The sequence below is a fragment of the Butyricimonas sp. DFI.6.44 genome (genome assembly GCF_022132345.1).
Taxonomy (GTDB): Bacteria; Bacteroidota; Bacteroidia; order Bacteroidales; family Marinifilaceae; genus Butyricimonas; species Butyricimonas muris.
This window is the reverse complement of sequence record NZ_JAKNJD010000012.1, coordinates 26,394-50,798: the sequence shown is the minus strand read 5'-3', so window position 1 is coordinate 50,798 and position 24,405 is coordinate 26,394. Positions and strand designations below refer to the sequence as shown.

The 24,405-nt window shown below is 42.2% G+C and carries 18 protein-coding genes; 9 read left to right on the top strand and 9 right to left on the bottom strand.

All coding sequences use genetic code 11. The features are described 5' to 3' along the window. Positions 1–49: 49 nt before the first annotated feature. Positions 50–763 (top strand): RDD family protein, encoded by a 714-nt coding sequence (locus L0M98_RS16365; protein ID WP_227216960.1) that lies wholly within the window; start codon positions 50–52, stop codon positions 761–763. Here L0M98_RS16365 and deoC read toward each other — a convergent pair. Continuing rightward, complete coding sequence (deoC, locus tag L0M98_RS16360; RefSeq protein WP_227216959.1) at positions 760–1,644, bottom strand: deoxyribose-phosphate aldolase; 885 nt, start codon at positions 1,642–1,644, stop codon at positions 760–762. The two genes, L0M98_RS16365 and deoC, sit on opposite strands and share 4 nt — an antisense overlap. Before the next feature lie 216 nt (positions 1,645–1,860). Between deoC and mutS the strand changes: the two genes are divergently transcribed. Then, entirely contained in the window at positions 1,861–4,479 is a 2,619-nt protein-coding gene (gene mutS / locus L0M98_RS16355) for a DNA mismatch repair protein MutS (RefSeq protein WP_227216958.1), read from the top strand. A gap of 46 nt (positions 4,480–4,525) precedes the next feature. Here mutS and L0M98_RS16350 read toward each other — a convergent pair whose 3' ends face one another. Both L0M98_RS16350 and L0M98_RS16345 read right to left on the bottom strand, forming a co-directional pair. Then, complete coding sequence (locus tag L0M98_RS16350) at positions 4,526–7,753, bottom strand: golvesin C-terminal-like domain-containing protein (protein ID WP_227216957.1); 3,228 nt, start codon at positions 7,751–7,753, stop codon at positions 4,526–4,528. Positions 7,754–7,893: 140 nt separating this feature from the next. Next, entirely contained in the window at positions 7,894–8,316 is a 423-nt protein-coding gene (locus L0M98_RS16345; RefSeq protein WP_227216956.1) for a fibronectin type III domain-containing protein, read from the bottom strand. A gap of 104 nt (positions 8,317–8,420) precedes the next feature. Here L0M98_RS16345 and L0M98_RS16340 point away from each other — a divergent pair, with 104 nt between their 5' ends. After that, complete coding sequence (locus L0M98_RS16340) at positions 8,421–9,542, top strand: TolB-like 6-bladed beta-propeller domain-containing protein (protein WP_227216955.1); 1,122 nt, start codon at positions 8,421–8,423, stop codon at positions 9,540–9,542. A gap of 57 nt (positions 9,543–9,599) precedes the next feature. Here L0M98_RS16340 and L0M98_RS16335 read toward each other — a convergent pair whose 3' ends face one another. Continuing rightward, positions 9,600–10,403: a peptidylprolyl isomerase gene (locus L0M98_RS16335; RefSeq protein WP_099291310.1), complete on the bottom strand. Its 804-nt coding sequence runs from the start codon at positions 10,401–10,403 to the stop codon at positions 9,600–9,602. A 113-nt stretch (positions 10,404–10,516) separates the two neighbouring features. Here L0M98_RS16335 and L0M98_RS16330 point away from each other — a divergent pair, with 113 nt between their 5' ends. Next, on the top strand, positions 10,517–10,921 hold the full coding sequence (locus tag L0M98_RS16330; RefSeq protein WP_099291311.1) for an SPOR domain-containing protein: 405 nt from the start codon (positions 10,517–10,519) through the stop codon (positions 10,919–10,921). Positions 10,922–10,931: 10 nt separating this feature from the next. Then, entirely contained in the window at positions 10,932–11,393 is a 462-nt protein-coding gene (locus tag L0M98_RS16325; RefSeq protein ID WP_227216954.1) for an SPOR domain-containing protein, read from the top strand. On the opposite strand, the gene L0M98_RS16320 is transcribed toward L0M98_RS16325, so the two are convergent. From L0M98_RS16320 to hemW, 4 genes are all read right to left on the bottom strand, one after another. Continuing rightward, complete coding sequence (locus L0M98_RS16320; protein ID WP_222621127.1) at positions 11,380–11,985, bottom strand: phosphatase PAP2 family protein; 606 nt, start codon at positions 11,983–11,985, stop codon at positions 11,380–11,382. The genes L0M98_RS16325 and L0M98_RS16320 overlap by 14 nt on opposite strands. A gap of 18 nt (positions 11,986–12,003) precedes the next feature. Beyond that, entirely contained in the window at positions 12,004–13,494 is a 1,491-nt protein-coding gene (rpoN, locus tag L0M98_RS16315) for an RNA polymerase factor sigma-54 (RefSeq protein ID WP_227216953.1), read from the bottom strand. Between the two features lie 16 nt (positions 13,495–13,510). Further along, positions 13,511–14,956 (bottom strand): asparagine--tRNA ligase, encoded by a 1,446-nt coding sequence (asnS, locus tag L0M98_RS16310; RefSeq protein ID WP_227216952.1) that lies wholly within the window; start codon positions 14,954–14,956, stop codon positions 13,511–13,513. A gap of 184 nt (positions 14,957–15,140) precedes the next feature. After that, positions 15,141–16,262 (bottom strand): radical SAM family heme chaperone HemW, encoded by a 1,122-nt coding sequence (gene hemW / locus L0M98_RS16305; protein WP_227216951.1) that lies wholly within the window; start codon positions 16,260–16,262, stop codon positions 15,141–15,143. 117 nt (positions 16,263–16,379) lie between these two features. On the opposite strand from hemW, the gene L0M98_RS16300 reads away from it, so the two are divergent. Continuing rightward, complete coding sequence (locus L0M98_RS16300) at positions 16,380–18,620, top strand: TonB-dependent receptor (protein ID WP_227216950.1); 2,241 nt, start codon at positions 16,380–16,382, stop codon at positions 18,618–18,620. A gap of 6 nt (positions 18,621–18,626) precedes the next feature. Further along, positions 18,627–19,433: a DUF4249 family protein gene (locus tag L0M98_RS16295; RefSeq protein WP_227216949.1), complete on the top strand. Its 807-nt coding sequence runs from the start codon at positions 18,627–18,629 to the stop codon at positions 19,431–19,433. Here the strand turns inward: L0M98_RS16295 and L0M98_RS16290 are convergent. Then, positions 19,426–22,527 (bottom strand): hypothetical protein, encoded by a 3,102-nt coding sequence (locus L0M98_RS16290; RefSeq protein ID WP_227216948.1) that lies wholly within the window; start codon positions 22,525–22,527, stop codon positions 19,426–19,428. The two genes, L0M98_RS16295 and L0M98_RS16290, sit on opposite strands and share 8 nt — an antisense overlap. A 512-nt stretch (positions 22,528–23,039) precedes the next feature. Here L0M98_RS16290 and L0M98_RS16285 point away from each other — a divergent pair. Both L0M98_RS16285 and L0M98_RS16280 read left to right on the top strand, forming a co-directional pair. Continuing rightward, complete coding sequence (locus L0M98_RS16285) at positions 23,040–23,489, top strand: hypothetical protein (protein WP_227216947.1); 450 nt, start codon at positions 23,040–23,042, stop codon at positions 23,487–23,489. A 436-nt stretch (positions 23,490–23,925) separates the two neighbouring features. After that, complete coding sequence (locus L0M98_RS16280) at positions 23,926–24,102, top strand: DUF4249 family protein (protein WP_227216946.1); 177 nt, start codon at positions 23,926–23,928, stop codon at positions 24,100–24,102. Positions 24,103–24,405 lie beyond the last annotated feature (303 nt).

The window sequence follows — 24,405 nt, the reverse complement described above, 5'->3', positions numbered from 1 at the left end:
TGCATTTCGAGAGAAAAACTGTATTTTTGTGAAAATATTTCCATAAAACATGAACATCTCTATCAATACCGCCCATAATGTAGCTATCAATTACACTCCCGCGGGAGTTACAGACCGTGTTTTAGCCACCATTATAGACTTTGCATTCCTATTCGGGTTGCTATTCATGGGTGCTTTCGTGTTAGGTGCATTGAATACTTTCATAAACATGGACTGGGCGATATTCATTCTTGTACTTCTGTTATCTCTCTATCATTTAATTTGTGAATACGCGTTCAACGGGCGTAGCCTCGGAAAATTTACCATGCGTCTTCAAGTAGTCAAACTAAACGGTAAAAAACTCACATTCTGGGATTGTATGCTCCGTTGGATATTCCGTTTGATTGACATCACCATTTCCAGCGGAGCCGTTGCCCTTATATCCATCATTGTTTCCAAACACACGCAACGTCTTGGAGATCTGGCAGCGGGGACAACCGTAATCCGTCACGAGAGAAGCGTCACGTTAAAACAGATGAGCCAGTACGATGCCCCGGAAGAATACGAGGTCGTGTTTCAACAAGCCGCTCTCCTTTCCGACAAGGATATCAAAATCATCAAAGACGTACTCCGTGAAGTAAACAGAAACAAAAATTACAACCTACTTGCCCCTTTGGCAAAAAAAATTAAAGAGGTAACAGGTATTGAAACCGATATGGTACCTCTCGACTTTGTAAAAACCATTTTAAAAGATTACACGCGCTTGGCAAATGGCAATGACTAAAGACTCGCGTCTTTAGCCGCTACCGTCTTTATCTCTTTCAGTACGTCTTCCAATAATTGTGACGTTCCTATTCTGAAATACTTCGGACTAATCCATGCTTCACCCAGCACATGTTTCACGATTGTCAAATAACGAATAGCGTTTTGCACTTTCGTGATACCCCCGGCTACCTTTATTCCGACCATTTTCCCTGTTTGAACATGGAATTGGCGCAAAGCCTCACAAATCACGTAAACCGCCTCCGGGGTAGCATTCATAGGCACCTTTCCCGTTGACGTCTTGATAAAATCCGCCCCAGCGTATGCCCCGAGCAGAGAAGCATTGAATATACTTTCTATCGTCTTCAATTCTCCTGTTTCGAGAATCACTTTCAGCACGACTCCGGCACACGCTTCCCGAATAGCAACCAACTCTTTATAAACTTGTTCGTAATTGCGTTCCAGCACTTCCCCCACGGGAATAACCACGTCAATCTCGTCTGCCCCGGCGGCAATAGCCTCCTTACATTCGGCCAACTTCACATCGAGAAATGTCTGCGCGGCAGGAAAACAAGCCCCTACCACGGTCGTTTTGATCGGCGTACCCGCCAACCCTGCTTTCACGACTGGAGCGAAACGGGGAAAAACGCAAACAGAAGCCACGTCCGGCAACGTATTCTTCTTGATTTTCTTTAAAAGTTCTGTCACAAAAGCAGTCACGGACTTTTCGGAGTCAGTCACTTTCAACGTCGTGTAATCCATACAAGAAACGCACAATTCGAAATTCTCGTTGCAATAAGCCGGAGCGATTTCTTTTTCAATCACGCCGTCCAACTCAAATTCGATACGATCTTCCAAATTTGAATACCCGTAAGCCGCCAATGTTTCCACTATATTCTCCATATACTTTAATTTATTACTTAGGCTCCTCCCCCATCTCTGTCTTCCTTCATACGAAAAAAATCACCACCGGGTTATGGCAATAACCCTTGTTCGTTTCCTTAAGCCAAGGCAAATTTACACAATGTTTGTGAGGTTTTAAAGTAAATCTCGCCCAAAATAATTAATTTTGGAAGGTGAAATTCAACCGTAATCTATAAGCTAAAGATAATAAAATATATGGCAACCAAAACAGAAGAACAAACGACCCCGTTAATGCAGCAATATTATTCGGCAAAGGCAAAATATCCCGATGCGATCCTGTTATATCGTATGGGTGACTTTTACGAAACCTTCGGCGAAGACGCCAAGCTCACCGCTAAAATTCTAGGCATCACCCTGACGAAACGTTCCCACGGCTCTCCCGGTGATGTCGAACTGGCAGGCTTCCCGTATCACGCCATAGACAACTACCTCCCGAAACTCGTGCGTGCGGGGCAACGTGTAGCCATTTGCGAACAACTGGAAGATCCCAAGAAAACCAAGAAACTCGTGAAAAGAGGCGTTATTGAATTGGTAACACCCGGTGTTTCCTACAACGAGAACACCATTGACAACAAAAATAACGTTTTTCTCGCTGCCGTTTATTTTACCAAGACCAAAGCCGGCCTCTCCCTTCTGGATCTTTCCACGGGAGAATTTCTCACGACGGAAGGCACCCCGGCAACCATGGACAAGATACTAAACAGTTTCCAGCCCAAGGAAGTTCTTTACCCCAAAGGCTCGGAAGCCCGTTTCAACGAAATCTTCGGTTCTAAATATTACACGTACCCCATAGAAGAATGGTTCTTTGAAACCGAATCTTCAGCCGACCGATTGAAAAAACATTTCGAGGTCACCACCCTGAAAGGATTCGGGATCGACAAAATGGATTGCGGTATCTCTGCCGCCGGAGCCGTACTTTACTATCTTGATGCAACCAAACACGAACTTGTCGGACATATCACCTCGATCTCCCGTATCGACGAATCGACCTGCGTATTGCTCGACCGGTTCACGTTGCGCAATCTCGAAATTCTGGACACGCTTCACGAGGGCGGACGCTCCTTGGCAGACATTATCGACAGAACCATCACCCCCATGGGCGGACGTACATTACGCCGCTGGCTGTGTATGCCCTTGAAAAATCCGGCAGAGATCAACGAACGTCTTGACATCGTGGAATGTTTCGTGAACCACGAGAACGAACGCTTGGAACTGGAACAAATACTTCGCACCATCGGCGATCTGGAACGTCTTGCTTCTAAAATTGCCGTCGGACGTATCTCCCCCCGGGAAATAGTTCAACTAAAAGTTGCATTACAAGCGATTAAACCGTTAAAAGGACAAGCCTTGGCTACGGGCAACGAGATTCTATGCAAATGGGTGGAACGACTCGATGACTGCGAAGAATTATACCAAAGAATAGAAAAAGACATCCGGGAAGACGCCCCCGCTTTACTAAGCAAGGGCAACGTGATCGCCGAAGGCGTGAACGCGGAACTGGACGAATTGCGGAATATCTCTTCCCACGGGAAAGAACTCTTGTTGAAAATGCAGCAACGGGAAATCGAAAATACCGGAATCCCCACGCTGAAAATCAGCTTCAACAACGTGTTCGGGTACTATATCGAGGTCACCAGAATCCACACGCACAAAGTTCCCGAAACATGGATCCGCAAACAGACGCTCGTCAATGCCGAACGTTACATCACCCCGGAATTAAAAGAATACGAGGAAAAGATACTGGGCGCCGAAGAACGGATTCAAACACTGGAAAGCGACATCTACAACGAACTCATGGCAAAGGCAACGACATATATCCGCCCTATCCAACAGGATGCCCGGATCATATCGCATATTGATGCTTTAATCTCGTTTGCCAACGTTGCCATAACCAACGACTACCATCGCCCGGAAATCAACGAATCATTCGTTATCGACATCAAAGCCGGACGCCATCCCGTGATCGAGAAACAATTACCCCCGGGAGAAAATTACATCGACAACGATCTTTATCTGGATAACGAGAAACAACAAATCATTATCATCACCGGACCCAACATGGCAGGTAAATCCGCCCTCTTGCGGCAAACGGCACTCATCGTCATCATGGCACAAGCCGGATGTTTCGTCCCCGCCGCATCTGCCAAAATCGGGTATGTTGACAAGATTTTCACCCGTGTAGGAGCCTCTGACAATATTTCCCTCGGGGAATCCACCTTCATGGTCGAGATGAACGAGGCGGCAAACATACTAAACAACATCTCCGACCGCAGTCTTGTCCTCTTCGACGAGCTGGGACGGGGTACCTCTACTTACGACGGAATTTCCATCGCTTGGGCTATCGTGGAATTCCTGCACGAGAATCCCAAAAATAGAGCTAAAACACTATTTGCCACCCACTATCACGAACTGAACGAAATGGAAAGTTCCTTCCCCAAGATCAAGAACTTCAACGTGTCGGTGAAAGAAATCAGCAACAAGATCGTATTTCTCCGCAAGTTGGTCAAGGGCGGCTCCAACCACTCCTTCGGAATCCAAGTCGGTAAAATGGCAGGACTGCCCCAATCCGTCATCAAACGCTCGTCCGAGATACTGAAACAACTTGAAAATGACCGCAATTCCAACGGAAACATACAAAAAAATGTAGCCAACATCGGCAACGAACGGGAAGGTATTCAATTAAGTTTCTTCCAGTTGGAAGACCCGGTGTTACTCCAAATCCGTGACGAAATCGCAGGACTCGACATCAACAGCTTAACCCCCTTGGAAGCCTTGAACAAACTGAACGAAATCAAAAAAATTACGGGTATCTAAAGAGATAAAAGCCCTAAAAGTCAAATGCTTTTAGGGCTTCTTCATATTATTTCACCTTTACCCATTTCACGGCATCGGCAACCACTAATTGAATATACTTAGTCGAACGCCCATGGCTCTCTTCCTCGATTGCAACTCCCCGGTCATCCAATACGACACGGGATTCTCCTGCCGGCAGAGTGAACGTGCCTAGTGACACCCAAGTAGGATCTCCTTTTTCAACTTCAAGGACGACTTCCTCTTTTCCCACCGGAGTATAGACGGTATAGTAATTTTTCATTCCCGGATAGTCGGTTAAATACACTCCATCACTCCCACTAATTTCATCATGAGGTCGATTAACAAATATTTCGTATTTACCTGCTTCCGAAAGATTTGCCACCCATTCTGCCTTAAACTTTCCAGAACCAAATTCTTTCATAAAAGCGCTACGAATACATTCACCATAGAATTCATCAGATATAAGCGATAAAATCGGAAGCCCCCATGTGTTAGTTTTAGGATTACAATAAGTAATATATTCATCCTCGCACTCTTTTTTGAATAAATCCGCCAATCGTTTCCGATTGTTTGCAGAATCTATCAAATGAAAATTTACGTCTTCATTATCAACGATAATCTCCCCTGGGGGATAAAATTGATTTCTATCAAGTAAAGTAACTCCTTCATCGGGAACAACACCAGGCAACAGAGATTTTGCCCGATTAAATGAAATTTGTTTCGGCAAATTTCCCGAGAAATTTGTGTTCAGTTTCAAACCATATCTCATATCTTCATGAACGATAATTCGTTTACATTCCCCAGATTTAACCAAATAACTCCGGCAATTTTCAATCTTATCCCTTCCCCTTTCAGTACTACCCCATGTAACAACCGAAACAATACCGTCCGTTTCACTAAAATTACCAACTTTAAAATCCACGATTTGCACATCTTCTGCTACTTCACAAGACAAATCCTTAATTACCAACCACGGTATCTCTTGGCTCGTGTACCACTCGTCCATATAATTTTCAATGTTTTGCCCAAAACGTTGTTCAAATTCATCAATAAACAAATCAAAATTAACTTCCTGAAAACAAGCTCGTGCGTTAAATTCCTGCATAAATCGAGTTAGAGAATCCCAACTAGTAATCGTAGTAAAATAACCCAATAAATGAGAAACCTTTAAAGAAACGGCAACATTTTGTTCCATGCTATACTCTCCCGTTATCATTCCTTTTAAACCTTTCTCCACTATATATTCCAACATTTTCGGCATTACATTCCATGAACGCAATCTTTCCGGATTTAACATTTGCTTGAATACAATATCCATTCCCTGATATTTATCGGATATGATAGCACGACTGTGACCCGTGAAAACATGACTGATATGTATTCGATCCAAATAATGAGGCATATTGTCGTACAACATATATTCTTGCACACTCATATCCCCGGGAAGAGTATGGAGAATAATTCCGGGTTTATAATGATCTGTTGTAGCGAATCGTTCCTCAAAAAACACTATTTCCGGTTGAGCGTTATCCTTAAACAAGGAGCCTCGCAAGAAAGAAGAAGGCGTTTCTATCAATTTCAAATATTTAAAAGGATAAGGATCAAGTTGATCTCCCTCGATAATCTCTTTACATTGATTAAATATTTTCACTAATTTCTTATCTCGTCCCGGGGTTCCTTCTTTCAAAGATTTCCATTCATCAAAAGTTTTCATATAAAAATCATTTCCCGGGTAAGTGTAAAGTTCTACCGTCAGCGAATCGACCGTGACTGAGCGCCTCTCGTATTCTCCCACGCAAAGACTTAATCCCGTCAGATTTTGCATATTATTAAACGTGATAATATCCCCGCTTCTCGTAGGTTCCCCTTGAGATAAAACGGTCATTTCACCCGTTTTCTCGACATGAAGGGTATAACACGTGAAATTAACCTCTTTCGACGCCTGCAATTCTACCGGGAGAACTGCCGTCGGGTACCACATCACTTCCGGTATAAGCAACGTGAATTTATCGGACACGAAAGCCGAGCGTTTCCCATAATTTTCATGGTATGAAGTATAAACAACCGGGGCAAAATAATCCTCATCAGCGATATTTACCTGATAAATATCCTCATCAATCTCCCCCTCGTATTCCATTTCTAGCTCGATAGTTTCACCGGGAATCAATGAACGTTCGATAACAACAACCTGATGATCTCTGTGAAAGGAAACGCTTTGCCCATTGGATTCAATTTTATTAATCTCGAGTCCCGGGTTTAAAAAGAGTAAAAGTTGATCTATCTTTACTTTTTTCTGGTTCTGTACCCTCATCCGACTTGTTGCCGAAAATTCATCTCCCCCAGGGCAATATGTGATATCATGCGTGAGCACACGGGCCGTAGGGTTTTCGTTGTATTTAAGAAACGTTTCTCGGTAGGCGACTCTATTCTTTAAGCGAGCTTGAAACTTTTCAACATAAATAACCCCGAGTCCCAAGGCTAGCAATAAAAACAGGGAAGCGGGAATAATAAAATAAGGTTTCCAACCGAGAGTGCCGGGTAATCTTTTCGTAAGGGGAGCGGCAAAACAAAACAAACTACAACCCAATAGTAAAAAAGTGCCTCGCTGAAGCAGGTAATACTCAATATGCATGAACCCGACCATCGAGGAAAAAGAGTCAGACAACAAACTTCCCCGGAAATCCAATACACCATAAAGAGGCGCTACTAGATAACTGTATGCAAAATAGAGGAAACCAATTAGAATAAGCCAACTAATAAAAGGAAGTTTGACCAATCTGTTTACAAACAATGATAACCCAATGATAAAAACGAGCGTAGGCAATATATGCGTAAGGAGATAAAAAAGATATACCCGAAGACTAACAGGCGAATCCGGCACGAATATATTAATAATCACACAAGCTATCATGAAAATGACATCTATTATCAAAAAGGGGATAAAAACACCTAAAAATCCCCCAAGAAAAGATTGTCCGTTCCCAACAGGTCGCATGGAAAGCACTTCTCGGGTTTCGGCTTTTTTCCGCTTTCTTTTAATATCACAAACAAGAAAAGTGACGATCAGTGATTGAAACAAATTCAAAAAGTAAATCCCTCGTAAAGGAATAGACGAGGCGAATGCAACATTCCACCATATAACGTGATTATCCCACGGGATCAAAACACCTACCGTGTATCCTAATACCCCCAAAATAAAGAGGTAAAATAACCAACTTCTTCTCACGAGTTTGCTTTCGTAAGAAATAGCTGCTTTCAAAGCTGTTATTTCCATGATTATAAGATTTATTTTTAGTAACGAAACAAAGATAATAAAAAATAGGATAACAAAGCCTTTAAAGACAACTATACCATTTTTCTTTTATTAAGAAAAAAAATCCCGAATAATTCAACAATCATTCGGGATTTATATATTTATTGATCTTTACCTGGTTTGAATGGATCTTTGAACGTTATATAATCGGAAGGCAGTGATGGTGGACTCATTCCGTATTCATTGTTGGCAAAAACACGAAATGATGCCTCAGACCCTTCAGTCATATTATGAACAGTATATTCACGCACACTAGATTGAGTTGTCCCTTTCTTTATCCATGACCCCCATCCCCACGTTCTATATTCAATAAAATAGTTATATATTGGTGCTCCTCCATCACTTTTGGGAGCTAGAAAACTTAATTTACACCCACTAGCCGTTATGTTCGTCGCTTCAGGACTTCCCGGTTCACTAGGAGGACCTATCGCAGCCCTTACCCCAGCAAATACTATTGTCGTTAACACTAAACCAGAACAAACAAATAAAAATGCCTTCAAAAAGTTTTTCCCAACTATTTTCATAACTTTTCAATTTAGAGGTTAATAATTTAAATCTGTATTTGTAAAGGTAAGCAAATAGTCTTATATTTGCAAATATTTACCTCCATTTTTATAAAATTTACACTATGAAGAAAAATACTCGATTTTTATTACTTTTAATTGGCATTTCTTTATTGAGTTGTAATAACACAATGAAAAAATCAATTACCCCAATCTCAAGTTTTAGTACGGATTTTCCTATTACCGAAAGATTAAAGTTTGATTTTTTTAACAAATACAACATTCTTGAACGTGGCTTCTGCGTGATTGATGATTCCATACTATGGCATTTCAAAAACGGAAGACATGATTTCGGCTCCTGCTATGATTTAAATACTAGAAAAAAATTATCTGTAATTGCATATAGAGGTACATCTACCAATGAACTATCTAATTTAGACTGGTTTAATATTATAGGTGATTCTCTCCTATTTTATGTAGGTCAAAACACTATAAAAACTTGCAGTAAAAAAGATATAATAAATAATGTACCTATAGAAAACAGAACATTTTCTGTAATAACTGCTCCAGATAGTATTCTTGTATCTCAAATGACTAAATTACCCAATGGTTCTGCCCTAGTAACAATACGTCCGGCTATCAACAAATTTGAAAAAGAAAAAAGAAACGAAATCAATAAAAAAACGATAGCCATATTCAATAATAACAAAATAAAATCTTACGAAACAATAAAGTATGATAGTTTTGATGTCGAGGAAGCAACAAAGAATCAAATTGATGCAAACGATCTAATAAAATGGACTTATGCACAAGGTATTATAGCAATAAAAGACAATAATACGGCTGTTTTTTCCGCTTTTAATCAATTTATATTATACACATTTGATCTTAACATTGGAAATGTGAGTAACGAAAAAAGATACACGAAAATTCTACGTGATGGAGAAGAAATGTCGTTTACATCAACAAATGATATGCTTTTAAATATCCGTTCTATAAAAGTGAACGACAAATACATTTTATGTCAAGTTCATGGTTATTTTAGTGAAGAAGATAAAGAAGTAAAATTACAAAAAGAGGCGATATTCGTGTTTGATTGGAATTTAAACCCAATCAAAAAGTTCGATTTGCCAGAAACGGAAGGGAAAGATGGCTATTATACAATATCAAACGATTGTAACTCTGCATACTTCTGCGAGTCTAACGACGGAGGTATCACACTGCATAAAGCAGACCTGAATATTTAAATAGAAAGATATAATTAGCCAACTAATTTACAATAAATTAGTTGGCTTTATAAACTCTTACTCCTTCCTCACGCTATAAATCACCACATCCTTCTCCGGACGATCGGCACTTCCCGTTTTCACGGCTGCAATTTTATCTACCACGTCCAATCCCTCGATCACCTCCCCGAAAACCGTGTATTGCCCGTCCAAATGCGGCGTACCGCCAACCGTCGTGTAAGCCTTTTTCTGTTCTTCGGACAATACCAATTCCTCGTCGGCAAACAGACTGTCACACTCTTGCGTCAATTTCTCCGACAAGGTAGCAAGACCGGCAGTGTCGTTCGCTTCCTGCAAACGCTCCAATTCGCTTACATATTTCATCTTTAATTGGTTATACAATGCCAGTTTACGTCTTCCGTTAATACTTTGCACCATGGTTTCCAACTCTTCCGGTTCATAAACCCGCCCTTGAACGATATAGAATTGTGCCCCGCTGGAACCGCGTTCCGGGTTTACTTGATCGCCTTCACGAGCCGCGGCAAGCGCTCCCTTCTTGTGAAAATATTCTGGCACACGAAATTCCGCGTCCACCCGATAGCCGACATCCCCCTCGCCCAACATCACGTCCGGCGCTGCATTCTTGGACGTGGGGTCACCACCTTGAATCATAAAGTGGTTTATCACCCTGTGAAACAACAAACTGTCATAGAAATTCTCTTTCACCAACTTCAAAAAATTATCCCGGTGTTTGGGAGTATTCTCGTACAAACGAATCCGGATATCACCATAATTCGTGGAAATTTTCACGACAGGTTCAGCCTCCTCCTTACAGGAAGAAACCATCACCAAAAGCAACAAAACGCCAATAATCTTATTCATAATCGGTAGTTAAATTAGAAATTCTTACTTTCCACGCAAAAATAGAGGAAAATACTTTATTAACAATAAATTTGTTCGTATCTTGGCATGATAAATTATAAATTTCACGAAGTATGAAAGCGTATTTATTTCTCACGATTGCTGTTCTAGCCGCTTTTTTCTCCTCATGCACGGAGAAAACCACTAAAAAAGAAACCGTTCAGACTGTTCAGAAAGAAACGGTTATCATCCGGGACACTGTTTACATAAACAAGGAAGAGCCAAAAACGACCTCCGTAAAAGAAGCTCCCGCTTATTTCCTTATTGCCGGATGTTTTGAATACAAAAGCAACGCAGACCGCCTACGCGAGAAACTTCAAAAAGAAGGATACCCAAACGCGTTAGTCATGCCCTATTTTGAAAACCTGTATCTGGTCGCTTACGAGGGATACGCCACTCACAAAGAGGCCGTTGCCGCTGCTCGGCAACTCCACAAGATTCCCGGCAATGAAGAAGCATGGATACATCCTGTCAAATAATTGAACGACTATGAAATTCGTGTTATTCCTGTCATTTATCGCATTGCTCACCCTCGTCGGTTGTCAACGCGATAAAATGAATCCTAAAAACCTGACAACCGTTAATGTCAAGCGAGAACTGAGCGTGACTCCCGCCAAGGCAACAGCCGCCGCCAAGAGTACGGAAGAAACACCCGTGCCGCCGGCGGAAGCACAACCTTCCGCGACGCCTCAAACGACAACAACGAAAAAACCTGCAATACCGACAAAAAGCTACCACATCATCGTGGCAAGCCATCCCCGCGAGAGCCTCGCACGGGAAGATGTCGCCCGGTTAAAAGCACAGGGATACACCGACGTGCGAATCATCACGAAAGACCAACGCTACCGGGTAAGTATAGCGAACAATCCCGACAAACAGGAAGCCACAAGGCAAAGGGACGAACTGGCTCGCCGCTTGAAACAGGATGATATCTGGATTACCCTTTATTAAACAGTACGCTCACCACGATTACGCCATAAAAGAACCCGGCATAAATCTGGGCGGGAGTGTGTCGTTTCAAGTACAGCCTTGAAAAAGCCAGAACCCCGGCAATCAGAATCAGAAAAGGCAACAGGTTTACCACCTCCCCGAAATACTTCGTCCCCAACGTAAAGACAAAAGCACACAAAGCCCCTATCGCGGTCATATGCATACTCATCTTCCAGCGCATCGTCACGATCATAAACCCGGAAAGCAGAATCACCATAATCAAGTACAACTCCCGCACGATATTGGAAAACGGCAGATTCCGGGACAGATAAAACACCAAAAAAGCCCCCACGACAGTAGCCAGCACGGGAAACACCCTGTCTTGCTTATGTATTAACCGATAATTACCTATTAACCCAAGCCATTTCAACAACGGAAGGCTCAACAACGGCAGCATCGTCACTCCCAGTAAAGTCAACATATAAGACATACGTTGCGTGTAAACCGGAATCCCCGAGAAAATCGTGTCCGAATTAAACGTGATAAATAACATATACATCGGCAACAACAACGGGTGAAAAAGTACCGACACACACCATGCAAAAATTCTCATATTAAAAAAACATTCATTTTAAACTTCTCGACGAAGTCGGGCAACCGGAATATCCAGCAATTGGCGGTACTTGGCGATCGTCCTCCGGGCGATCTGGTATCCCTTGTCTTTCATCATATCCACCAATTCGTCATCCGTGTACGGCTTACGCTTATCCTCACTTTCTACAATATCCTTAAGCACATTTTTAATTTCCCCTGTACTCACTTCCTCTCCGCTACTCGTCGGCATACTCCCTGAAAAGAACTGTTTCAAAGAATATATACCGAACCATGTCTGTATATATTTTGAATTGGAAACACGCGATATCGTCGAAACATCCAATCCCGTGATATCAGCAATATCCCGCAAGATCATCGGTTTCAACTTACTCTCGTCCCCCGTCATGAAAAATTGTTTCTGGAACTGCACGATAGCCGTCATCGTCAGCATCAACGTGTTATTCCGCTGCTGCACGGCATCGATAAACGAACGGGCTGAACTCAACTTGTATTTCACGAAAGAAACCACATCTTTTTTCTCCCGTGAATTGGAATGCTTCTGGTAATCCTCCAGCATATTAACGTAAGACTTATTCAACCGCAACTCGGGAATATCTCCCGTGTTCAAACTAAGTTGTAACTCCCCGTCCACGATATCCAGATTAAAATCCGGTATAATCTTTTCCGCACCCGGCACGGACGAATCGGAAATCTGTCCACCCGGTTTCGGGTTCAATTTCAATATCTCGTCCACCGCCTCTTTCAACTCGGCATCCGAAATCTTCATCCGCTTGGAAATCTTCTCGTAATGCTTCTTGGAAAATTCCTCGAAATAATCCTCCAGAATAATACGGGCATCCACCAACGCGGGGGAAGCCCCTTCCGACAAACGACGTTTCACCTGCAACAACAGACACTCGCGCAAATCCCTCGCCCCTACACCCGGCGGGTCAAATTGCTGCACGACCTTCAACAGGGATTCGATCTTCGCGTCGTCCACCTCGATACCCGCGCCGAAAGCCAAATCATCCACGATATTCTCCACGTCCCGGCGCAAATAACCGTCGTCGTCAATATTACCGATAATATACTCGCAAATTTTTCGATCCAGCTCACGCAAATGCTGCGTGCCCAACTGTTGCACCAGATTCTCGCGGAACGAAATCCCACCCGAAAGCACGAACTCGCGGGCATCATCATCCTTGGATGCATTCGAGGAACTCAGCCTGTAATCCGGAATATCATCATCGTCACTAATATAATCATCCAAAGAAAATTCATCATCCGCGGAATTATATTCCTCCTCTTCACGCGCATTCTCCTCGTAATCCACCTCATCATCCCCCTCTTTGAAATCCACCTCCGGTTCCGGCTTCTCTTCTCCCTCTTCCAAAAGGGGATTCGACTCCAACTCCTCCTTTATCCGTTGTTCCAGTTGATACGTGGGAAGCTCAAGCAGCTTTATCAGCTGGATTTGCAACGGATTGATTTTCAATCCCAACTTCTGTTGTAAACTCTGCTTGAGCATCCCTTTATCCTAAAAATTAAAATTCAGCATTCTTCGGCGCACGCGGGAACGGGATCACGTCACGGATATTTCCCATTCCGGTCACGAACAGCAACAATCGCTCGAATCCAAGCCCGAAACCACTATGCTCCGCCGAACCGAAACGTCTTGTATCCAAATACCACCACATGCTCTCCTCCGGAATCCCGACTTCCTTCATGCGGGCTACTAACTTATCGTAATTCTCCTCGCGTTGCGACCCACCGATAATCTCCCCAATCTGCGGGAAAAGCACGTCCATCGCCGCCACGGTCTTGCCGTCCGGGTTTTGCTTCATGTAGAAAGCCTTGATCTCCTTCGGGTAACCCGTCATAATCACAGGCTTCTTGAAATGCTTCTCCACGAGGTAACGCTCGTGTTCGCTCTGCAAATCCACGCCCCAGCCCGTCACCGGATACTGGAACTTACCGTTCTTGTTCGGCTTGCTGTTCATCAATATATCGATAGCTTCCGTGTAAGTCACCCGCTCGAAATCATGCTCCAGCACGAAATGCAACTTCTCTATCAACTCCATGGAACGCTCTTCCGCTTTCTTGTCCTTCTCTTCCTCTTGCAAACGCTTACTCAAGAATTGCAAGTCATCCATACAGTTATCCAAAGCGTAACGGATCAAGTATTTCAAGAAATCCTCCGCCAAATCCATGTTATCATTAATATCATAGAAAGCCACTTCCGGCTCGATCATCCAGAACTCCGACAAATGCCGCGTAGTATTGGAATTTTCAGCCCGGAAAGTAGGTCCGAACGTGTAAATACGCCCTAAGGACATAGCTCCCAACTCTCCTTCCAACTGCCCGCTCACTGTCAAGTTCGTCGACTTCCCGAAGAAATCCTGCTTAAAATCAACACTCCCGTCTTCCGTCAACGGCGGATTCTTCGGATCAAGCGTTGTTACCCGGAACATCTCTCCCGCCCCCTCGCAATCGGAAGCCGTGATCAATGGCGTATGCAAATAATAAAAACCATGATCGTTAAAATACTTGTGGATAGCGTAAGCCATCGCGTGGCGGATACGGAACACCGCCCCGAAAATATTCGTGCGGAAACGCAAATGCGCCACCTCCCGCAAGAACTCCAAGCTATGCTTTTTCGGTTGAATCGGGTACTTATCCGGATCGGCTTCTCCCATCACGATCACCTCCGAAGCCTGAATCTCACGAGCCTGTCCACTTCCGGCACTCTCCACGAGCAACCCCTTCACGTGAACAGCCGCACCCGTTGTCACCTTCTTCATCACCTCTTCGGGAGTTTTCTCCATGTCAACCACCACCTGTATATTATTTATCGTAGAGCCGTCATTCAACGCGATAAAATTCACTTGTTTATTACCGCGTTTGGTTCTTACCCATCCTTTAACCTCAACCTCAATACCGCAATCCGTTGATTGCAACAGTTCTTTGACTGACATTCTACTTGTTTTCATCTGAAAAACATTTAAATATTAAACTTACACTGCAAAAATAGTATTTTTTCTACTACGGCACAGTCAAAACCCTTAAAAAATAACTTATAGACCCTTTCGGTGCTGTACAAATTGCTTGCCAAACTTAGAATTCTCTCTTAGATTCTTCCATCACAGAACCTGAAATCTCCCGTTCGCCCCATCACTAGGCTATAAACAAATCACTCAAAATAGCATCCGATATCACCCAACCGGATTCCGTAATCCGGATTTTCCCATCCCGCTCTACCAAATCGCCGGAGTCCAAATACTTTTGTAACGACATCCCGACTTCCCTCCAAAACTTCCCGAACTTCTTATCCGCGTCCAACTTATCTATCCCCCACATCGTCCGCAAATTCGTCATCACGTACTCGTTATACAAATCAACATCCGTTAATTCCTCTTTTTCAAAAGATAACAATCCATTATTTAAACTCTCTATATAGGTTTTCAAATTCGCCGTGTTCCATTGTCTGGAATGCAAATCATACGAGTGAGCCGAAGGACCGAAACCGATATAAGGCTTTTGCTGCCAATAGGACGTGTTATGAATCGAATATCTCCCCTCCCGTGCGAAATTAGATATTTCATAATGCTCGAAACCAATACTTTTCAAACGCTTGCACACCCTGTCATAACGACAAGCCATCACCTCCTCATCCTCCGGCTTAAACTTCCCCTGCCTCACCATCACCTCGAAAACCGTATTTGAATCAACACTTAACATGTAAACGGACAAATGCTTTATAGGCAAACTATTTACAATATCAACATCATGCATCAACTCCTCGTCCGTCTGTCCGGGCAACCCGATAATTAAATCCACACTGATATTATCAAACCCCAAAGATGCCGCCAATCGCACCCCCTCGATTGCCTGCCGCCCCGTGTGCGTCCGGTTTATTCGCTTCAAATGAACGTCAGAAAACGACTGTACACCAATGCTTAAACGATTAAAACCCATCTCCCGGATACCCGCCAACCGCTCCCTTGTCAAATCCTCCGGGTTCAACTCGATAGTCCGTTCCGCTCCCGGCAAAATATCATAATGCATTTCCAACGCATCCACTATCCGTTGCAACTCCCCCCGCTCCAGATAGGACGGAGTTCCCCCGCCGAAATAAACCGTACTCACATCCTTACCCGGCAAATACCCCCGCCGCAACGCTATCTCCCGCTCAATCGCATCCAGATAAGCCTCTTTCAATTTCAGAGAAGCCACCGAATAAAAACCGCAATAAAAACACTTACTCCGGCAAAAAGGCACGTGTACATATATTCCCATGACATGAGTTTTACTGTTAATCTGCAAAATAACAACATTTATTCACACGCTCAACCATGATCCTGTTAATTTGTTTACTACATTTGTAATGTTTCGGAAATACAAATGGTTGCATGCATGGCTAGATGGTTCATTATCCTGTTCACCCTTATCTCTTTTTCCCTTGATGCGCAAACGCTTGTCATGGGAAAAGTCATCGCGAACTCGGGAGAACCCGTGAGTGGGGTAAATATCTATTGCATGGAGAATAAAAACGGCACCACCACCGACTCGCTAGGCTTTTTCCAACTGGAATGCACGATCCCCTGTACCTTGGAATTTTCGCATGTCAACTACAAGAGCGAAACCTACAAACTAACGAAAAGTGATGCCCCTTTCGTCGTCACGTTACGAAACAAGCAAAACAACCTGAAAGAAGTAGTGGTAAAAGCCGTGCCGGCAAGCGGACGTATCCTCTCGTCCATAAAAAATATTGAACGGATACCCGCGATACTGGGAGAACAGGACGTTTTGAAATACCTTGCCACGATGCCCGGCATCGTGACCACCAACGCGCTGAACTCCGGCATTTACGTCCGCGGGGGAAACAGTAACGAGAACGGCTTTTTAATCAACAACATGGTGATAGCCTACCCGGATCACCTTACCGGGGTACTTTCTACTTTCGACCCTTACATTCTGGGAAATTCCACCCTTTTCAAAAGCGGCTTCCCCGCCCGATACAACAGCTTTCTCTCCTCTTATATAAACATGCGTCCCGATCCGGGCAACAAATACAAACACGAGGGGGAAGTCACCATAGGACTCGTGTCATCCGCTCTTAAAGCCAAAGGACCGATCATAAAGAATCACACCTCGTTTGCCGTTTCCGCCCGTACCTCTTATTTGCAACATATCTCCAAACTCTACAACCGATCAATGAACAACGAACAAAATCCTAACTATATGCCGGAGTACTCTTTCAGTGATATTACCGCGAGTATAGATTCACGTCTTTCGGACAAGTGGAAAGCCTCCGCTTTCGGGCTCTTCTCCATCGACCACATGAAAATGAAGATCAGCGAACACGTGCAATACATATTCGACTGGCACACGTTTTCCGGCAACATCAACGCTTCCTATACCCCCACTTCCAAAGAACAATGGGATTTCCAATTCGGTGGTAAAAACACGTACAGCGAGGGCGACGCCTTCGGCAGCATCCCCATGGGCGGCGGCAACCGCCATTACGCTTTACTGGGACAAATTTCCTACAACCGTAAACTCTCCGACAAAATAAATATAAACACAGGGAGCAAATTCGAGTATTCGCGTTTTGAAACGGCGAACAAATCAAACGAACGTGAAAACCTTCTGATAAAAAGTTCCGACAGGGATTTTAATCTATACGAGATTTACATGGATATAAACTACCGGTTAAATCACAACTTCACGTTAAATATCGGGGGCAATTACCAGTATTACCACGGGGATACCCGAGCTCACACGTTCTCCCCCCGGGCAAAGATCAGCTATACAAATAACAAAACCACCCTGTGGGCTGACTACGCGAAAACGGTGCAGTATCTGAGCCTGTACCCTTATTTCACGGTAAAAAACCCTATCGACATCTGGTACCCGCTGGCAAAAAACACGAAACCCGCGATCTGCCACCAGTACTCGATCGGCGTAAACCAAGAGATCGGGCAAACCCTTTCTTTTTATGCCGGACTGTTTTACAAAGACATGCGTAACGTGAAAGACTTCGCCTCGGATATCCAGACGGAATACTCCGCCTTGACCGACAACCTGATTCAAGGCAAGGGATATGCCAAAGGCATGGAGTTTGACTTCACGTTAAACCACCATGCCCTGTATGCACGTGCCAACTACACGCTCTCGGAATCCAAACGCAAGTTTGCCGAAATCAACAACGGGCGATCCTTTTTTCCCCCGTATGACGTGAAACACAACGTCGTACTGAACCTGTCTTATGAAATTTCACCCCGTTTCCTGCTGAACACGCTATGGACATTCTCGTCGGGCGTGTACACGACATTCCCGAAAGGGATGGTCGTGGCACAAAACATCACGGAAATCCAGACAGGGGAAAATCCGGTTCTGATTCCCGTGTACACGGACCGTTATAATTACAAATTACCGGACAACCACAGGCTGGACGCCAGTCTGGATTACAAATTCAGCGGCAAGAAAACCTTTTACAAATTAAGCATCGGGGCATACAACGTGTACAACCAATCCAACCCCTCGTTTGTTTATTTTCAATCGGAAACCACCCGTAACTTAACAAAAATTATCCCAAAATCCAAGGTAATGTTACCATTTATTCCTTACCTTTCACTGCGCATTAATTGGTAAAAACGAATGAGGAAAATCATCTCCATATTCATATTGGCAGGGCTGTTCTCCTGTATGCCCGAAGAGGAACTCCCGATCAAAGACATGGGAGCCATCTCCGGATATTTTATCGAATGTTATTGCATCCCCGGAGAACCTTATATTCTAAACGCGGCAAAGATTTTACCTCTTACCGAAATGATTGACCCGGGAGCCGTCGTCGACTTGGATGTATCTATCAAAGCCGACAGCGTCATTCAACTGGTACTCGTGCCGGGAGCCCCTTCCTTTCTAGGCAATTACCAACACATGACCCGCATGGAGAATTACGGGATAGACTCTCTCTTCCTGAGCATCCTTACACCCGAGAACGAACACATTACAGCTAAAACAGCCGTTCCCGAGGCTATTGAAATTTCTTCTTACACGGTTTCTCAAACAACCAATTCCGTGTCAATTACATTCCCGACATCCCGGAACCCGAGGCAAAACTACTATATTTTCAGTATGCAAGCCCGAAAGAGCGATCAGGATGATCCGATATTGAAAAAAGAAACCATCTACATGGATCTGTCTTACCATACCCCGGGAACATCCATCGAAAAAACGATAAAATGCCCGCAGATAGAGCAAGCCGACGCTGTTTTTATCACGTTGATGCGCATCACCGAGGCATGCTATAATTACCAGATTTCCCTTTACGAGGCGAACAGCGCCAACCAAGGAAGTATCACCACTCCCGTTCCCCTCGTCGGTAACATACAAGGAGCTTTGGGCATCTTCACGTGCTACACGAAAGACAATAAATACGTCTTGAAAGAACAATTCAATTAAGCCTATTGTCTTCTTGATAAACCCATTTCACGGCATCTCCCACAATTGTTTGTTTTGACCTACCTCTATTTGTCAAAAAGATATGATGCGGTCCAGAAGAATAATTATATTTTCCTAGAGAAATCCATCCTTTCTGATCAGCAATATTCTTTTCTAATCGAATTTCTTTATTATTTTCACAACTGATCAAATACTCTTGTTCAATAGCACGATTCTGATCTACCGCGCTAGCTTTGCCGTCCTGTATAAAAACAAAGTTAGGAAGATAGATAAACAATTCATAAGTTCCTCCTCTCTTTATATTTGTATGCCATTCTAGTCGGGAGCCACCGCTTCCTGCCTCACAACATATAGCACTTTTTACAACTTCTCCATACGCATCATGACTAATATATTCCGCCCACGTCTTAGACGGTTGAGCCACCACCACCTCGCTTTTATACTTCGGATAATTCCCATCATTCTCGACAAACAAATCTTTAAGTTTCGGCCAATAAGAATGGACTACCTTAAAACCAGAATCTCTATTATCGACAATAATCTCATTCGTCTTCCCGTAAAACTCTTCTCTGCCAACAGGATGCACATACTCGGTATAATCCGCTACATCAGCATTCATATCTGCGCCGAATAACAACTCCGCGGGAATATTATTTGAAAGATTTGTATTTATCGCCAACCGGGTAGCGGATGTCAAAACAAACGCCACATCCAATCCCGTTCCGGCTTTGATATAATAATGCCGATTAAAAGAAAAATCCGAATTACTTGAAACAGATTCCACAGAAACCATAAACATACTGGCTGCATTTCCTTTAACAGACTCCACGGAAATAACTCCATCCGCATCACTATTATTATACACCTTAAATTGAACATATAAAGGATAACCCCCGTCGCCCTGCCCCAAACTCCTGATCGGGCGAACAGAACAATCCCGGACAATCAAATCAGGCAAACCACGCTGATTAAACCAAAATTCCAGACCATCCGTTAAGTCTACCTCAAAATGCATCGCGAACCTCCCTTGGAAATGTGCGAAATCACATTTCTCAAACTTGTATTCATCCATATAACTTCCCACGAAAGAGATTATCGTATCATTGGGCATACCACAAATTGCAGAGGCTATATTTGTAAACTGTCTGGATTTCAATGCCAATATTTTGAATAACACGGAAGCAGGAAGTTCCTTGTCACTCAAAGCATCGTTCAAGCTATTCGACGCCAAATAACTTAAAGCATCGCGGGTATAAGCATAATCATTCAACTCCTCCATCCTTTTTCCTCTCTGTGCAATATGAGCGATAACATTCATACATGGATACTTATCACTCGCCATAAAAGTATTAGGCAAAAACTGCGATGCAAGACAGTACGGATTATTAGGAGTAGAATACTTATCGTACGCGTATTCTTTATAAAAATACGATGCAAAATTTACTTCTTTTTTCCATAGAGAAGCAAAAACATTTTCAAAAATTCTCGAGTCATCAGAATGATAATCAAAGAAATATTTATCCAATAATTTTGTAAATCTCTGTCTAGATAACTTTCCTTTTTTTGCTCTTATCCCTACCCCCTTTTCCGGTAGAAACACTAATTCAGGCTGCACAAATTCTGTTCTATCATTTTCATTTCTAAAATAAGATGCAAATGACACGGGACTTTCTGTTATAATCAACTGTTTAAACGGGTAAGCTCTATTCAATTTATTCTCCTTGTCATCCATGTAATTTTTCAAATAACCGGCAAGAAAACAAGAATCTATATTCGTAAACCAATCTAAAACCGAAACATGCTCCCGGAACAAATTCAACGTATAAGTCACGGAATCCACGGTCATAGATTTCGTTTCATAATCTCCTATACAAAGAGAGAGCCCCGGCATCTTGAACAAATTATGAAATAACACACGACCTCGTTCCCGTGTTTTTTCCCCTTGCGATATAACTGTTTTATTTCCGAGGTTACTCACGTCCAATGTGAAATGCACGTAATCTTTGGATACGTTATACGGAGAACTTGGATTCACGGGTGGACATGTGGTTGGATACCACAAAACTTCCGGAAGCAACAACGTGAAATCAGAACTCAAAAAACAATAATTCTTTCCAAAATAAAACGGCCGTTGGCTATTCATATCAGGATCCATTATTTCTTTATCCACCACATCAAGATAACAAACATTTTCATTAATTTTTCCACCGTACATTATCTGTAACCCGATTGAATCACCGGGAGCAAGAGCTTCATTCACTCGAACCACCTGCCCTTCCCGCCCAAACGAAATTTTCCGGTCTTCACTCTTCAATGAAATAATCTCGAGTGCCGGATTCAAATACAATATGATGCTGTCAAGAACACGTCCCGTTTGATTTTGCAGGAGAATACTCGTAGAAACATTCATCTCTGCACCTTTTTGTTTGTATCGGATGTCCTGCTTTAGCATGGCGGCTTTCTCCACCCGTGAATACTTATCATATATACTCGCAAACCGTTGACGTTCAGAGCATCTTTCATAACGAATCAAACTAAAAAAAACTCCTGCAAAAACACCAGTACCAAGCAACAGGATTATCACCAAAAGTTTTTGCTTCCTCTTGGGATTGTTGGGTATACGGTCAAATGAAATAGTTGTCAAATGGATAAACCCTAACCCGAGAAACAACCAACACATCCGTTGTAAAACATATTCATGCATATTAGGGAAGCCCACAATCTCAGAAAACGTATTAGGCAATTTAAGTGCTAAAACATCGAAAATACCATATCTAATCCCATCCATACAGAACGCCCCTAATCCCAAAAATAAAAACAACAATACTGCCAATACACTATTCCGCAACAAAGTAGAAAGGAACACGAAAAAACCAAGCACAAACACCAAAGAAGGCAAGAAAAACAACAATAAATAAAATATATACAACAACACATCAAAATGAGTCAAACTGAAGAAAGATTGTATAACGCCGGAAATAATTGCAAAAACAATCGCAGTCACAAAATATGCACGAATAATTCCCAAACATATACCCCACACGTATTCCGTGTTACTCTCCGAACGACAATAAAAAACTTCTACAGTATCCAACCCTTTTTTCGTACTTAAAACATTTACAGACAAAAAAATAATTGCAACTGTTTGAAGAAGCACTAACAAATAAAAATTCATGAATGGTATAAAAGAATCTAAAGAAAACATTCCAGATATACTTCTACCCAACAAAGAACTTTGATAATACATTTGAAAAAATAAAATTGCACAGGATGAAACAAATAGAAATATTTTAAATAAAAGACTTCTGATAAACAATTTATAACTATACGCCGCAATAGTATTTAATTGATGTAGATCCATAAGGCAATGTTTATTTTTTGAAAAAATATACAATATATTTATTTCAAAAATAGCAAAATACTTAATTTAATCCTATTAAAATATTGATTTGTTGTGTTTTTTATATATTTTTGTGATAATCAATATTTCTAACCAAAAAATTATTTATGCAAGAGCCACCATTTTCATTCTTTGTATAAATCCTGTCGTTGAGCATAATTTTACAAGTGTTGCCAAATACTAATCTCTAATTTAAAAATACAATTATGAAAAAAAACACCATTCTATTATTTATCTTACTTTTGGGAGGGACATTTTCCTATAGTTTCGACATTCAAAAACTACCAAACGTTCCTGCATTTGATAACGTAATTATACCTGATTCAGATGGAGGATATTCTATTGTATCATATCCTGGAGGCTCTACAACTTTCATTGTTGAAATGATAGCCCCATGTACGGTTACAAACACCCGTGTTAAAGCTATTGCTCACGCCTTAGGTGCATCCTTCGAGATCCCTATTCCCAATGTAGGTCATCTCACAACCTTTCCTTTTTTGATTGGCGAGCGCATCATGTTAGAAATAACTATATATTATGCAGAATTTATACCACCTATAGTTTTTGATTTAGACTTAATTGTATACGATCAAACGAGCTCGGCTTTGGGTGGTGGACGATTTATCGTTGATTTACTTGATCTTAGAGATTTTTAAGTAACTAGAATATAAAAAGTATAGTAATTTTTCTATCATTGTCATTCTAAAGTCTATTATTAATTTTAAACCAAATCGCATAATATCTTATGTGATTTGGTTTAAGTGATTATAATAATTAGTTTCAAATATCTTCTTTTTCTTTATATCAGCAAACTCTCTCTGTAATAAATTTATTCCTCATACTATTAACAATGGCTTTATCCTTCTTTCTACATGCCATCCCTCCTCCAAAAGACGCCACGATGGTAAGTAAATTGTCGAACGTTTTCGAAACAAATAAATACACAAGCCCGATACAACAACCGGGACGCCCTGATTCTGAAAAAAAGAAACCACCTATATTAACCTATCCCGCCACAACCCGAGAACATCTATCGAAAAAATGATAAAATGCCAATAGCTTGGAGAATCGGACGGGGTATTTATAACACTGATGCGTATCACCGAAGCATGCTACAATTACCAAATTTCCCTTTACGAGGCGAACAGCGCCAACCAAGGAAGTATCACCACTCCCGTTCCCCTCGTCGGTAACATACAAGGAGCTTTGGGCATCTTCACGTGCTACACGAAAGACAACAAATACATTCCAAAAGAGAAATTCAATTAACGACTGAAGACTTCAGTACTAATAAGACTGATAAACAGTAAAAAATCCTACCCGAATACTGTATCATTCCCGTATGAATTCCGGTTCACTCCCGTGTAAAACGCTATTAGTTCCCTATTAAAACGCTATTAAAACCCTATACTATAATAGCGTTTTAATAGTTTACTAAAAGTTTAGTAAAAACTTTATAATCGGAAGTAAACCGGAATTGATATGGCATTCAAACCGAATTCATATAGTTTTTGGGGAGAACCTCATCCCGTTCTCGACATAAAGTACTTCTCCGGATTCCCTTCCCGCTCT

What these genes read in the sequence shown, in the direction of transcription:
- mutS (WP_227216958.1), top strand. Translation starts at nt 1,861, where the DNA reads ATGGCAACCAAAACAGAAGAACAAACGACCCCGTTAATGCAGCAATAT.
- asnS (WP_227216952.1), bottom strand. Translation starts at nt 14,956, where the DNA reads ATGAAAACAAGTAGAATGTCAGTCAAAGAACTGTTGCAATCAACGGAT.
- rpoN (WP_227216953.1), bottom strand. Translation starts at nt 13,494, where the DNA reads ATGCTCAAGCAGAGTTTACAACAGAAGTTGGGATTGAAAATCAATCCG.
- L0M98_RS16345 (WP_227216956.1), bottom strand. Translation starts at nt 8,316, where the DNA reads ATGAAAATAGTTGGGAAAAACTTTTTGAAGGCATTTTTATTTGTTTGT.
- hemW (WP_227216951.1), bottom strand. Translation starts at nt 16,262, where the DNA reads ATGGGAATATATGTACACGTGCCTTTTTGCCGGAGTAAGTGTTTTTAT.
- L0M98_RS16295 (WP_227216949.1), top strand. Translation starts at nt 18,627, where the DNA reads ATGAGGAAAATCATCTCCATATTCATATTGGCAGGGCTGTTCTCCTGT.
- L0M98_RS16350 (WP_227216957.1), bottom strand. Translation starts at nt 7,753, where the DNA reads ATGGAAATAACAGCTTTGAAAGCAGCTATTTCTTACGAAAGCAAACTC.
- L0M98_RS16325 (WP_227216954.1), top strand. Translation starts at nt 10,932, where the DNA reads ATGAAATTCGTGTTATTCCTGTCATTTATCGCATTGCTCACCCTCGTC.
- L0M98_RS16320 (WP_222621127.1), bottom strand. Translation starts at nt 11,985, where the DNA reads ATGAGAATTTTTGCATGGTGTGTGTCGGTACTTTTTCACCCGTTGTTG.
- L0M98_RS16335 (WP_099291310.1), bottom strand. Translation starts at nt 10,403, where the DNA reads ATGAATAAGATTATTGGCGTTTTGTTGCTTTTGGTGATGGTTTCTTCC.
- L0M98_RS16340 (WP_227216955.1), top strand. Translation starts at nt 8,421, where the DNA reads ATGAAGAAAAATACTCGATTTTTATTACTTTTAATTGGCATTTCTTTA.
- L0M98_RS16330 (WP_099291311.1), top strand. Translation starts at nt 10,517, where the DNA reads ATGAAAGCGTATTTATTTCTCACGATTGCTGTTCTAGCCGCTTTTTTC.
- L0M98_RS16365 (WP_227216960.1), top strand. Translation starts at nt 50, where the DNA reads ATGAACATCTCTATCAATACCGCCCATAATGTAGCTATCAATTACACT.
- L0M98_RS16285 (WP_227216947.1), top strand. Translation starts at nt 23,040, where the DNA reads ATGAAAAAAAACACCATTCTATTATTTATCTTACTTTTGGGAGGGACA.
- L0M98_RS16280 (WP_227216946.1), top strand. Translation starts at nt 23,926, where the DNA reads ATGCGTATCACCGAAGCATGCTACAATTACCAAATTTCCCTTTACGAG.
- L0M98_RS16300 (WP_227216950.1), top strand. Translation starts at nt 16,380, where the DNA reads ATGGCTAGATGGTTCATTATCCTGTTCACCCTTATCTCTTTTTCCCTT.
- deoC (WP_227216959.1), bottom strand. Translation starts at nt 1,644, where the DNA reads ATGGAGAATATAGTGGAAACATTGGCGGCTTACGGGTATTCAAATTTG.